The organism is Thalassotalea marina (assembly GCF_014656435.1).
Lineage (GTDB): Bacteria > Pseudomonadota > Gammaproteobacteria > Enterobacterales > Alteromonadaceae > Thalassotalea_C > Thalassotalea_C marina.
The window spans coordinates 219,465-230,908 of sequence record NZ_BNCK01000006.1 but is presented as its reverse complement, the minus strand read 5'-3'; the positions used below and the strand labels follow the sequence as shown (position 1 = coordinate 230,908).

The window sequence follows — 11,444 nt, the reverse complement described above, 5'->3', positions numbered from 1 at the left end:
CATTTATCTTGATTCAAAAACTTGAAGGATTAAAAACAACCCTTTGGACTGGGTTAGCAGTATCACTTACCTATGTTTTTGCTATGGTCAGCCAACCTTATTGGATGGCAAAAATTTCCCTTATCGAACAGGTAGTTTATGGCATTTTGTTAGTTGGTGTATTGTTTACCGCACAGTTTAGTCGCAGTCGTTACACGCTAATTATCGCCATGTTGGGGGTATATTATGCGGTCAATAATGGTGTATTAAGCGGTGAACAGCAGTTGATTGCTCAACAAGATTGGTTCTTTTTATCCGCAACCTTTACCTTAGCATTTCTTACCAGTGTTAAAGATCGTGGCTTGTTCTCCATTCACGGTTTATGGAGAATTTTAGGCATTTGTTTGTGTATAGCACTGGCAAAACTTTGGTTAATGTCAGAGCCGTATTTTATCAAAACGGCAATTAGCGTAGGAATTTCACAAGTACACGCAAAAAGTCTTGTTGTAGAGTTACCGCTGTTTTTAGTTGCGCTATTTATTTTATATAAATCGTTAAGGCATCCAAGCCTGCTTGTTGCATCATTATTAACTAGTTTAGTGTTAGCATCACTGGTGTTTCATCAACACGTTGATATCCCGCTCAGTGCATTGCTAAGCCTATTATTAGTACATTACATCTTGGTGGTCGTAATAGATTCTTATTATTTAGCCTATCGTGATGAACTAACGGGTATACCGTCTCGGCGAGCACTAAATCAATACGCCTTGTCGTTAGGGCGTAAGTATTGTGTCGCCATGTTAGATGTTGATCATTTTAAAAAGTTTAATGACAGTTATGGTCATGATATTGGCGATCAAGTGTTAAAGCTGGTGGCTGCGAAGATCATGAAAGTTTCAGCTGGCGGACGAGCTTTTCGCTACGGTGGCGAGGAATTTACTGTTGTATTTCCTCGTCGAAACCTAAAGGAAGCCGAAGCAGCTTTAGAAGAGATCAGACAATTAATTGCCGATTACAAAATCATTATTCGACATCCTATTCGCAAAGATAAAAAATCGCGTAATAACAAGCGCGCTGACACTACTAGAGCTGTTAGTGTTACTATCTCAATTGGCTTAGCAGAAAAAGAATCTGCACTCTCCTTTGAACAAGTGGTAAAATCGGCAGACGAGGCGCTTTATCGCGCTAAGCGTAAAGGCCGAAATAATGTTAGCCAATAATGGAGTTGGGCGCTAATGAGATATATCACTGCTGTGTTGTTTTGCTTGGCATTTGTTCAAGTAACTGCAGCAAAAGAAACTATTGTCCTTGCCGCAGAAGATAGCTGGCCACCTTATTCAGATAAAGCGGGTAATGGCATTTCAAAAAAGCTTATTCAAGCAGCCTTAGCAGCAAGTCAATTTGAGGTAGAGTTTATTGCTGTACCTTACGCACGAGCTCTAGAGTTGACAGAGCACGGCTTAGTAAATGGCTGCTTTAATGTTACAAGGCAAGCAGATACCGAACAAAGATTCTTATTTGGTGAACAAGTACTGCTCATTGCTCAAGCGTCTTATTATTACCCATCTGACAAACCAAAATCATATCAATCACCTGCACAAATTCCAGATGCCACGCGGATCGGGCTTATCAGAGGTTACGAATATGGTAATGCTTATGAGCAGCATCGACATCGCTTTCAAGAATTAAGGGTTTCAACGCAAGAGCAGTTGGTGAGTTTACTGCGAGCTCAGCGCATTGATATGGCCATTATGTTCGATAAGGTAGCCACACATACGCTAGAAGCAATGGCTTTGCCCGACAACAGCATCACTAAGGGAGAATTAAACCACCAAAGTGATATTTATGTCGCCTTTAGCCGCAAACTTCCTATTTCTAATAAGATTATTAAAGCGTTGGATGAAGGTTTAGAAAAGTTAAAAAAATAGCCACTGTTAAAAGTGGCTACTTATTTCAATTAGTTTTAGTGGTTATGGTGAATTAATTTAAAATTGCAACGTTTACAAATACAACCGTCAATAAAACAGGGCAAACAAAACGTAAATAGTTACCCCATTGAACTAACCACGGGCGTCCCTCTTGTAATGACACATCTCTAAGCTTATTACCACGTTTCCACAACCAGCCTACAACGATAAAGTAAAACAAACAGCTTAACGGCTGCATTATGGTGGTTAGAATTCGAATAAATGCACCAAATAACACGTCAAAAAACGCAATTAACAACATCGAGAAAAACAACACGGTTGCTGAAACCCAAATAGTGGCAGTTTTACGCGTGACGTTTTTATCTTCCACTAGGTATGCAACCGGTACTTCGGTTGATGAAATAGTAGAAGTTAACGCTGCAATAGAGAGCAATAAAAAGAAACCCGTTGCAACAATAAGGCCGATAGTGCCCATTGAGTTAAATAGCTCAGGTAAAATATGGAAAATTAATTGGCCTTCACCAATGAGTTGGTCACCATTAAACACTTGTTGACCTGCATGTTGCGCAACAAAAAGCGCAGGAATAATTAACAGACCAGCCAAAAATGCGATGCCAGTATCAAGTGCTGTAATAGAAAGAACTAATTTACCTAGGTTTTTATCTTTGGCCATGTAAGAGCCATAAACCATCATGCCACCAACACCAATAGACAACGAGAAGAACGCTTGTCCCATCGCAGAAACCACCAGTTTAGGGTCGGTTATTCTAGAAAAGTCAGGCACTAAGTAGGTTTCAACACCTTTCATTGCCCCCGGTTGTTGTAAAATGTAAATGATTAAACCAATTAACATAATCAACAAGACCGGCATAAGTCGAGTTGACCACTTTTCAATACCAGCATTAACGCCTTGGAAAATAATAGCGGCGCCAAGCAAAATAAAAATAGGTGTAAAAACTAAGTTTCTCTCGGTGCTAGAACTTGAAAGCCAAGTTGAGATATCAGTTAACCCGATAAGTTGAGTGATGGCCGCCAAGGCATGCGCTAACATCCAGCCAGCAACTATGGTGTAAAAGCTAAGCATCATGATAGCGCCACAAAGCCCAATGACACCTACTTTTCGACCTAATTGTTCAGAGACACCTTTGCAGGCATCACCTAAGGCAGAAACGGGATTTTTTTGTGATTGATTGCCAATATATATTTCAGCATAGAGTGCTGGTAGTGCTAGCAATACAGTTACAACCAAGTAAACAAATAAAAATGCACCGCCACCATTATTGGCTGCATTGGTTGGGAAACCCCAAATATTACCTAAGCCAATTGCTGCTCCAGCTGCCGCGAGTACAAAGCCGATACGGGAATGAAATGAATCTCTAAGTTGTGCCATAACTTGTAAATTATTGTTTTTATGTGTGGCCGAGCTTACCGAGTAAAAGCCGATTATGGAAGGAATTTCGCATTTTTTGCTGTTGTAATGCTGTAAAAAGATACAAACACATATTGAATAAAAAATTATTTGCACCCATCTTGATTGCCAAGGAAAATAGCAAAGTTAAAAAACAACACAGAGCAAATTATGTTGCAGTATCAAATAATCCCAGTTACACCATTTCAACAAAACTGTACCTTGTTTTGGTGTGATCAAACAAAAGAAGCTGCGGTGGTAGATCCCGGCGGTGATATAGAGTTAATTGTACAAGCGATTGAGCATCATGGCGTTAAACTAACGAAGGTGTTATTAACCCATGCCCATATCGATCATGCTGGCGCAACAAAAGCCGTAGCTGAAAAGTTTGAAGTACCTATTGAAGGGCCTCACAAAGAAGATAAATTTTGGATAGATCTTATCCCTGAACAAAAGACACGCTTCGGTTTTGCCCATGCTGAATTTTTTGAGCCAACCCGTTGGTTAGCGCAAGGTGATACCGTCACTGTAGGCAAGGAAACGCTCGACGTATATTTTTGCCCTGGCCACACACCAGGACACGTAGTGTTTTACCATAAAGGCAGTGAATTGGCGCAAGTAGGTGATGTACTGTTTAAAGGCTCAATTGGCCGTACCGATTTCCCTCGTGGCGATCATGCAACATTAATTCGCTCGATCCGTGAAAACTTGTTTCCTCTGGGGGATCAAGTGCGTTTTATTCCAGGGCACGGCCCAATGAGCACATTTGGCGAAGAACGTCGTTCTAATCCTTTTGTTGGTGATCATGCAAGGTAATATGCCATGACGACAAGTGTTATTCAGTTTCAAGAGCGATTAAAAAGAATCGACTCGAGTCCTCTGTTTCAGTGGACAGTGATATCGGTCATTATTATTTCTGCTCTGTTAATTGGTGCTAGAACACACGATTTACCGCCATCTGTGATAGGAATATTGACCTTTCTAGATAACGCGGTAACCGTGTTTTTCTTAATTGAAATTGTCATCCGATTTTTAGCTACGCCGAAAAAATCACAATTTTTCAAAAATGGTTGGAATATATTTGATACGTTAATTGTTATCGGTAGTTTAGTGCCAGATGGCGGTTCAGGTGTGCTGTTAGCACGTTTATTGCGAGTATTTAGAGTACTGCGTTTAGTGTCTATGGTGCCCGAGCTACGCTTGTTAATAAATGCACTAATCAAAGCCATCCCACGAATGGGCTACATTGCCTTGTTGATGTTTGTTATTTTTTACATCTATGCCGCGATTGGGAGCATTGTATTTCATGAAATCAATGAAGTGCTTTGGGGCGATGTATCAATTTCAATGTTAACTTTGTTCAGGGTAGCAACCTTTGAAGATTGGACCGATGTCATGTATGAAACCATGGCTGTTTACCCAATGAGTTGGTTGTTTTATTTGTCGTTTATATTTCTAACTGCCTTTATCTTTTTAAATATGATGGTAGGTACCATTTTAGAAGTAATGAATGAAGAGCATGAGCAACATAGAGCATTACAACATGGCGAAAGCGCTGAAGGTGGAGAACCCGCAAGTCGTGCGCAAATTGAAAAGTTAGAAGCTGAACTGGCTGAAATTAAAGCGTTGTTAAAACAACAATCTTCGTCTTAATTTGAACAATGTAACTGGTTAAGAGTATGTACAATGGTTGCATACTCTTACCATTTGATCTTTCCTAGCAAAATATCTTTAAACAATACCCAATCACCCAGCAAGCTATAAAGCGGGTAGCTAAAAGTAGCAGGCTTGTTGTGTTCAAAGAAAAAATGCCCGACCCAAGCAAATCCATAACCTGCTAGTGGCACTAGCCAAAGCAGGCTCCAGCTTGCTGTTATTAAAGCGTACAGCAAAATAGCTAACACAAGAGAAGAGCCAACAAAGTGCAGGCGACGGCAAGTACGATTCTTATGTTCGCTTAAATAGTAAGGGTAAAACTCACTAAAACGTTGAAAACGTTTTTGGGTCATTGCGATATCTTACTGGTAAGGACTTTGATACCCAAAAGTACCATAGCTCCGCCCATAATGCGATCAAGCCAATGTCCGGCACGTTGAAACTGCGCGTTCACTTTAGGTTGCGACAACAACATGGCAACACAAGAGAACCAAAATAGCTGAATAAACATCATCCAAACACCGTAAATAATCATATGCTCTAGAGGCAAATCGGGTGAAAGTACAACCGTAAATAATGCCACAAAATAAATAGGAGCTTTAGGGTTTAGTGCGTTACATAAAAAGCCTAATCCTATAGTTTTTAATGCCGAATGTTGCTTTGGCGATGTTTCAGTATTGAGAGTTGTAGCACCTTTAGGTTTTGAACGTAAGCCTTGGTAACCCAAATAAAACAAATAGCCAGCACCTATAATTTTAATGCCCCACAAAATAGTGGTTGAATTGGCGATGATTGCTGCCAAGCCAAAAGCTGAATAAATAATGTGAATTGATAGACCAAGTGCAATGCCTAACGCACACAATAAACCAGCTTTTTTACCGTGTGTTAGGGTTTGTTGCGACACTAATACAAAATCAGGACCGGGAGACGCAGCGGCGAGTAAATGCACCGTGGTAATTAATAATAGGCCAGAAACTAGATCCATTTGGATTCTCCAAGGTAAAACATTAAAATGCGTCAAACATCATAGCCGTAAAATGAGTTAAGTAAAACTTCTTGGGCTTCAAATCGAACAGGGCGACATACGTTATTCATGCGATTAGATAAATTTATTTGTAAAAGTACCGAGCTTACGCGCAGCGAAGCAAAAAAATTACTAAAGTTAGGTGCTGTTAGAGTTAATGGTGAAGTGACTAGGGATGCTGCATTACAAGTGCATGAAAACAATAGCATCACCTTAGAAGGTGTTGAACTTACCGCTCGCCAATCTCGCTATATTATGATGCATAAACCACAAAACACGATTTGTTCTAATGTTGACGAACTGTATCCCTCTTTATTGCATTATATTGACGTTGACCGCGCTTTTGATATGCACATTGCTGGACGATTAGACGCTGATACCACAGGGCTAGTGTTAGTGACTGACGATGGTAGGTGGTCACACAATATTATTTCACCTAAAAAATCTTGCCCTAAAGTGTATCGAGTTGGCCTTAGAGATCCATTAAAAGCATGTACGGCAGAAAAGTTTGAACAAGGTGTTCAGTTACAAGGTGAAGCTAATCTCACTCGTCCTGCAAAATTAGAGCAACTAAGCGAACAAGAAGTATTACTGACCATTACGGAAGGAAAATATCATCAAGTAAAGCGTATGTTTGCTGCGGTTGGCAATAAAGTGGTGGAGCTTCATCGCGAAAAAATTGGAGAAGTTGCACTGGGTGATTTACCAGAAGGGCAATGGCGTTACTTAACTGACGAAGAGGTTGAGAGCTTTCAGTAGTAGAACTGGTGTAATTTGTCAAAAAATTAATAAAAAAGATTAAAGTTTGATAATTTTCTGCCGATTAAATGTACAGGTTTCAACGATTAACATGGAGAATATAAAAAATAATGGATGTTATTGCTGAATTATTACCGTCATCTTATCTGGCAAAGTCTGAAAATACGGCGAAAGACAGAAAAAACAAACATCAGATAAAACATAAAACAAAAAAGCATGACACTGAGCAAGAAGAGTCTATTCAAGAAGAACAGACAAAAGAAGCCGCTGCTAATTGGAACAGTGTAGAAAGACGATCTGGTGAAGATCGCCGTCAGCATCAGAAAAATAGAGGTCGTTGGTTAGATTCTCGTATTTCACCAGATAGACGAAAAGAGAACGTTAAAAAGCCACTTCAGATTAGTATTTGACAAGCTGGTTTGTACTTATCTGAGCAAACTTTTTGCAGGTTTAAGCGTTGTTTTCAACCAAATGTTCAAAATGAAAATAGTGATTTATGTTTTAGCATTGGTCACTATTTTTTTACGCTACTACAAAACTTTAAAGCTGATGTTGTTATATCGATAAATAGGCTTAGGGTTTTCTCGGTTAGTTATTTTTATCACTACATCAACCTTCTACAAATATACCTTGTTAGCATTTAAAAAATCAGTTTTAAAATAGCAGATTAATTGTGGCATCATAGGCATGCTGTACTTTGCTTCAATAGGAACTTAATTAAATGCGATTAAAAGGGAAATTAATCAATTGGGATGCTCAAAAAGCGTTTGGCTTTATATCGCCAAATGGTGGCGGCGACCATGTATTTATCCATAAAACTGCATTTTCAAATCGTCAGCGAACACCTCAACTAAACGATGTCATAACCTTCTCCATTGCTAAAGATAAACAAGGACGATATTGCGCCGAGGATGCTACTTTTTCAGGGGAAAAGCTAAAGAAAAAACAGACAAAACATGCAAGTAAGTTTTCAATTTACTTGTCCATTATGTTTTTAATTGCCATTTTTATTCTGTTTATTCTTGGCTATGTGCCTATAAAATTATGCTTGGCCTATCTTGGCTTAAGCCTGATCACTTTTATTATCTATGCATTTGATAAGTCCAAAGCTCAAAGCGGGGCTTGGCGTACCCCTGAAAGTACACTTCACTTGTTTTCAATAGCTGGAGGATGGCCAGGTGCAGCTATCGCACAGCAAACACTCAGGCATAAATCTAAGAAGAAAGAGTTTAGGTTTGTTTATTGGATGACGGTGATAATAAATATTGGCGCATTTGCTTGGTTGATTTCACCCGAAGGTGCTCAGTTTATTGAAATGTTAAAGTGAGTTTAACAAGTCCATCAAGGCCATTGAACGCATAACGCTTGGCTTGCGTTCATTATTCGGTAATTGTAAGCAAGCATTATTATGCCCAAAATTACGGCATAACGTATTCAAGGAAGGTCAATAGTATGAGTCAAGATAAAGCAAAAGAATTATTAGAATCTATTTCTCAAGATAGGCAAGATAAGATTATTTTGGAGATAGAATCTCTCAAACCGTGGAAATATAGTTGGCTGTTAAGTTTAGTCATACAATCAGCGTTTATGTTTTACATAACCTTTTATATGCCTGAAGACTCTATATTTGTGGATCCTAAATTCATTCTTGTAATGCTGGTCATTCTTTTGTTTGGTTCTAGTAATTCTGATATCAAAGTCCATAAAAGAATTGATGCATTGCTTCAGTTGATTGACTCTCAATCGTCTGGGCAAAAGAACACATAATAAGCCATTACAGTGCGAAAGTTTTAAAGCTGGACTTTCTCACTGTTTTCGTTATTTTAACCAACTATTAAAAGCCCTAGAATGGGTCAAATGGAATGTAATTAAACTATGGAGTGTTTTATGAAAAAATTAATCGTATCGTTGGTCTTTGCTTTTTCTATTTCAGGCAGCTGTCATGCTGATTCTGGAGTTAGGGAATCGATTGAAAAAATGTTTGAAGTTACGGATATGCAAGCAATGTTGGATGCTTCTTATGCGCAAATGGATCAGATATTTTCTCAAATGACGGATAATAAAAATATTACTGACGAACAAAAGCCAATCTATGAAAAACATAAGAAAAAATTCCACGCTATGTTAGCTAAGTCAATGAGCTGGGATAAAATCAAGGAACCAATTATAGAAGCTTATTCTCAGGTCTATACTAAAGCGGAAATTGATGAATTAATAGTTTTTTATCAGTCTCCTCTAGGTCAAAAGATGCTTAAAAAAATGCCTGAGCTAATGCACGCTACAATGCAAGTAATGCAAGAAACTTCAAAGAGCATTATTCCAAAAATGCAGGCACTACATAAAGAACTGCAGTCAGAATTAAGCAAACAATCTCAATAATGTGATCAAACGGAACAGTTACAGCTGGTTAATTTCACCACGTTCAATACTTTAACCAAACTATATTTTTCGGCTTAGTTTAGCGTCACGAGTTATAAGGAATATCGATGTATTTTTGGAAAATAGAAAAATTAAAAGAAGATATAAGAACTGACAACGTTAGGGAAAATGATCGGTTCATTTATGCATTTATATACATAAGTCTAAGTGTTATCGGCATGGAAGCTATGATGTATATGCCAATTGAAAGCCCTAATATTTGGGATACTGTTTATTCAATTAGCAATCTCATTATTCCTATCGCAGGTACTTTTTTCGCCTACAAAGCAAATGGTGGTGCCAATGGCTCAGATTTTCTCGGTCGTTTTTTCAGTATTAACTTTGTGGTCTCAATCAGGTTCATCGCATTACTAATACCAATGCTTATAGCTTTGCTTGCTTACTACATGTATACCTTCCCCGGGAATCAAGAGATTGTTACTACGCCAATCGATGTAATTCCATTTCAAATATGGCTTATTTTTCTATACGTTCATATTTGCAAGCACATTAGTGATGTTAAAAACTCATTACAAGCAAACTAAACGAGCTATGCAGTGTCTTCGGTTTAGTAGATTCTTATTGTTAAATTTTTAAGCAATATTCATTAATCACAAACTAATATGAGAAAGTTTTGTGGATAGAGCTAGATTGAAGACTGCATTACTCGAACTAAATATCGATGAATCCGCTGAAGTGTAAAACGGGCTTTTGATGCTTATGCAGCTTTATGAGCTAAAGGAACATTCACAATGATCCATGTAATGTTTGATATTGATGGAACGCTTATCGAATCATATGATTTTGATACTGAGTGTTTTGTCGAAGCCGTGAAGCAAGTTACTGGATATGAGATTGATACAAACTGGTCTCGCTATAAACACGTGACAGATTCTGGGATCCTCAATCAATTTTTTAAAGAAAAGCATATTGAAAATACTGAAAGTGCTCTCGAAAGCATTAAACATGTCTTCTTATCTGAAATACAAACTCGAATCGCAAAAAAGCCAATTAATGAAATACTTGGTGCTGCTGCATTTATTGCCAGTTTAAAAAAGAAGGAAAATGTTGCAATTTCGCTTGCAACAGGAGGCTGGTATGAAAGTGCTATTTTAAAGCTGGAGTCTGCTGGCATTGATGTTTCGAGCATTCCAATTAGTTCTGCTAATGATCATTACTCAAGAATTGAAATTATGAAAATTGCGGAAAAGCGAGCTGTTAAGAGTTGTGGTTTAGGGTTCACATATTTTGGTGATGGCAGTTGGGATTTAGAAGCTTGTAAAGAACTTGGTGTTAACTTTGTTTTAGTTGGTGATAAGCTCGAACATGAACAGTCAATATTGAACTTTAAAAAACAAAACAAAGTGTTTGACTATATTGGCTTATAAAAAGTAAGTTAAAGAATGCGTTATAGTTGACTTACATTCCTTTATCACACGTTTTAGTCAATTAATTACTCGCCATATTACAGGCGTTAACTTTTAATTATTAAGGAAAAATCATGACCAAAATGGAATTTGCAAACAAAGTTGAAAGTTATGTTAAAAAGCAAAAACGAGATAAATGGACACATTTAGCATGTGCAATCATAAGTTTTATCGTTGCCTTTTTTCCTGAAATCTTCAATGTTTTTGATTTAACTCTTGAACATTCGGATACATCTGGTTTTTTAATGCTTGGTGGTTTGTTTATTGGTCGGTTTTTACAACTCAATTCTCCTAGTGCGGAAGATGAGTTATTGATAGATGCTATGGATTTATTGGCGATTAAAAAAAGTTAGCTTATACCTATAATCAAAGTTTGCTTTATATAAATTCTGTTGTTCGCTTAACCATTAGGTAAGGAGCAAGCTTGAAATAACATCAGTAATTTAAAGGAGAGCTTAAGATGAATACAGTTAAACATGGCTTGTCCATTGGGATTGAGCGTATAGATAACCATTTCTTTCTTAATTTAAAAGCGGTAGGCAAACTTACTCACGCTGATTATGAAATTATTACGCCTATGATTGATTCAGCACTAGCCTCAGTAAAAGATCCAAAAGTTGATGCACTGATTGACGCGACTGAGCTTGAATGTTGGGAAGTAAGGGCTGCTTGGGACGATTTTAAGTTAGGCCTTAAACACAACAATGAATTTGGTAAAATTGCGATCTTTGGTAATAAAAATTGGCAGGAGATCGCTGCAAAAGTCGGGTCATGGTTTATATCTGGCGACATTAAATATTTTGACAACCTAGGTGATGCAACAGCTTGGTTAATACAATAAGCTG

At 37.9% G+C, this 11,444-nt stretch carries 16 protein-coding genes; 13 read left to right on the top strand and 3 right to left on the bottom strand.

All coding sequences use genetic code 11. The annotated features are described in order from the left end of the window. Positions 1 to 8 precede the first annotated feature (8 nt). Together IE199_RS14380 and IE199_RS14375 are read left to right on the top strand one after the other, a co-directional pair. Positions 9 to 1,199 (top strand): GGDEF domain-containing protein, encoded by a 1,191-nt coding sequence (locus IE199_RS14380; RefSeq protein ID WP_189771813.1) that lies wholly within the window; start codon positions 9 to 11, stop codon positions 1,197 to 1,199. 15 nt (positions 1,200 to 1,214) lie between these two features. Then, on the top strand, positions 1,215 to 1,907 hold the full coding sequence (locus IE199_RS14375; RefSeq protein ID WP_189771811.1) for a substrate-binding periplasmic protein: 693 nt from the start codon (positions 1,215 to 1,217) through the stop codon (positions 1,905 to 1,907). 52 nt (positions 1,908 to 1,959) lie between these two features. Here IE199_RS14375 and IE199_RS14370 read toward each other — a convergent pair whose 3' ends face one another. Then, positions 1,960 to 3,297: a sodium-dependent transporter gene (locus IE199_RS14370; RefSeq protein ID WP_189771809.1), complete on the bottom strand. Its 1,338-nt coding sequence runs from the start codon at positions 3,295 to 3,297 to the stop codon at positions 1,960 to 1,962. Positions 3,298 to 3,489: 192 nt separating this feature from the next. On the opposite strand from IE199_RS14370, the gene IE199_RS14365 reads away from it, so the two are divergent. Next, entirely contained in the window at positions 3,490 to 4,131 is a 642-nt protein-coding gene (locus IE199_RS14365) for an MBL fold metallo-hydrolase (protein ID WP_189772042.1), read from the top strand. A 6-nt stretch (positions 4,132 to 4,137) separates the two neighbouring features. Then, positions 4,138 to 4,968: an ion transporter gene (locus IE199_RS14360; protein ID WP_189771807.1), complete on the top strand. Its 831-nt coding sequence runs from the start codon at positions 4,138 to 4,140 to the stop codon at positions 4,966 to 4,968. Positions 4,969 to 5,015: 47 nt separating this feature from the next. On the opposite strand, the gene IE199_RS14355 is transcribed toward IE199_RS14360, so the two are convergent. Beyond that, positions 5,016 to 5,324 (bottom strand): Mpo1-like protein, encoded by a 309-nt coding sequence (locus IE199_RS14355; RefSeq protein ID WP_189771805.1) that lies wholly within the window; start codon positions 5,322 to 5,324, stop codon positions 5,016 to 5,018. Continuing rightward, complete coding sequence (locus tag IE199_RS14350; protein ID WP_189771802.1) at positions 5,321 to 5,956, bottom strand: LysE family translocator; 636 nt, start codon at positions 5,954 to 5,956, stop codon at positions 5,321 to 5,323. Before IE199_RS14350 ends, IE199_RS14355 begins: the two co-directional genes overlap by 4 nt. Positions 5,957 to 6,064: 108 nt before the next feature. Here IE199_RS14350 and IE199_RS14345 point away from each other — a divergent pair, with 108 nt between their 5' ends. From IE199_RS14345 to IE199_RS14305, 9 genes are all read left to right on the top strand, one after another. Beyond that, positions 6,065 to 6,754: a pseudouridine synthase gene (locus IE199_RS14345; RefSeq protein WP_189771801.1), complete on the top strand. Its 690-nt coding sequence runs from the start codon at positions 6,065 to 6,067 to the stop codon at positions 6,752 to 6,754. Positions 6,755 to 6,864: 110 nt separating this feature from the next. Next, the gene (locus IE199_RS14340) at positions 6,865 to 7,164 is read left to right on the top strand and encodes a hypothetical protein (protein WP_189771799.1); all 300 of its coding nucleotides are present in this window, start codon (positions 6,865 to 6,867) and stop codon (positions 7,162 to 7,164) included. A gap of 311 nt (positions 7,165 to 7,475) precedes the next feature. Further along, positions 7,476 to 8,081 (top strand): cold shock and DUF1294 domain-containing protein, encoded by a 606-nt coding sequence (locus IE199_RS14335; RefSeq protein WP_189771797.1) that lies wholly within the window; start codon positions 7,476 to 7,478, stop codon positions 8,079 to 8,081. A gap of 125 nt (positions 8,082 to 8,206) precedes the next feature. Then, positions 8,207 to 8,521, top strand: coding sequence for a hypothetical protein (locus IE199_RS14330; protein WP_189771796.1), 315 nt, complete (start codon positions 8,207 to 8,209; stop codon positions 8,519 to 8,521). Between the two features lie 120 nt (positions 8,522 to 8,641). Beyond that, positions 8,642 to 9,133 (top strand): DUF2059 domain-containing protein, encoded by a 492-nt coding sequence (locus IE199_RS14325; RefSeq protein ID WP_189771795.1) that lies wholly within the window; start codon positions 8,642 to 8,644, stop codon positions 9,131 to 9,133. Positions 9,134 to 9,240: 107 nt separating this feature from the next. Beyond that, positions 9,241 to 9,717 carry a hypothetical protein gene (locus IE199_RS14320; protein WP_189771794.1) on the top strand — a complete coding sequence of 159 codons (477 nt, stop codon included), beginning with the start codon at positions 9,241 to 9,243 and terminating at the stop codon, positions 9,715 to 9,717. Positions 9,718 to 9,936: 219 nt separating this feature from the next. Continuing rightward, complete coding sequence (locus IE199_RS14315; RefSeq protein ID WP_229854740.1) at positions 9,937 to 10,560, top strand: HAD family hydrolase; 624 nt, start codon at positions 9,937 to 9,939, stop codon at positions 10,558 to 10,560. Between the two features lie 113 nt (positions 10,561 to 10,673). Continuing rightward, on the top strand, positions 10,674 to 10,952 hold the full coding sequence (locus IE199_RS14310) for a hypothetical protein (RefSeq protein ID WP_189771792.1): 279 nt from the start codon (positions 10,674 to 10,676) through the stop codon (positions 10,950 to 10,952). A gap of 107 nt (positions 10,953 to 11,059) precedes the next feature. Further along, positions 11,060 to 11,440, top strand: coding sequence for a SpoIIAA family protein (locus IE199_RS14305; protein WP_189771790.1), 381 nt, complete (start codon positions 11,060 to 11,062; stop codon positions 11,438 to 11,440). Positions 11,441 to 11,444 lie beyond the last annotated feature (4 nt).